Source organism: Vibrio sp. 1288 (assembly GCF_033344475.1).
Map to the genome: position 1 here is coordinate 1 of NZ_JAWPOX010000222.1, position 930 is coordinate 930.

The 930-nt window shown below is 47.7% G+C and carries 1 protein-coding gene; it reads right to left on the reverse strand.

Annotation, left to right across the window (positions count from 1 at the left end):
* Positions 1-930: ATP-binding protein (locus R8O11_RS25835; protein ID WP_318194687.1), on the reverse strand; the 930-nt coding region annotated here is incomplete at both ends.

Below are 930 nucleotides of genomic sequence, written 5' to 3' on the forward strand. Positions count from 1 at the left end.
GCTCATTGGCATTTCTGTCGAGTTGAGGCGAAGCGTAAACCAGAATGTCGAACCTTGGTGAAGACGACTGGTCAAACTGATTTCGCCGCCCATCTGACTTACCAGTTTCTGGGTGATGACTAAGCCAAGACCCGTACCACCATATCGACGAGATATGCTGGCATCCGCTTGGCTGAATGCTTGGAATAACTGCGCTTGTTGACGCTCTGAAATACCGATACCGGTGTCTCGCACCATAAATTGCAGCTCAACCGAGTCACCTGCTTGTGAACGCATTTCGACGCTAACATCGATGTTTCCGCGCTCAGTAAACTTAATAGAGTTCCCCACCAAGTTGGTCAAAATTTGTTGGATACGTAGCGGGTCTCCGACTAGACCTGGCGGGATCTTCGGATCCACTTTCAAGGTGATCTCCAGACCTTTCTCATGCGCGCTGGTGGCTTGTAGGTTGATTACTTCTTCTAAGCTTTCGCGGAAATCAAACGGAATGTTTTCCAACGCCAGCTTACCGGCTTCCAATTTCGAGAAATCGAGAATGTCATTGATGATGTTTAATAGGTTGTTTGCGGACTTCTCAATGGTTTGCAAGTAGTCGGTTTGGCTATTAGAAAGCTGCGTTTTGAGCATTTGACGAGTAAAGCCAATCACACCATTCAATGGCGTACGTAATTCGTGCGACATATTGGCCAAAAATTCTGACTTCACACGTGCGGCTTCTTGTGCGCGCTTCTTCGCAATATCGAGCTCAACGTTTTGAATTTCTAACTGTTCCAAGGTTTCACGTAGGTCTGACGTGGCTTGGTCTATACTGTGCTGCATCTCGACGTGGTATTCCGATAGCGAAACCGCCATGGCGTTGATACCGTTTTTCAATTGGTCTAACTCGCCGTGCATTTTGCCTTCGATACGCACATCCAAGTGACCACGACG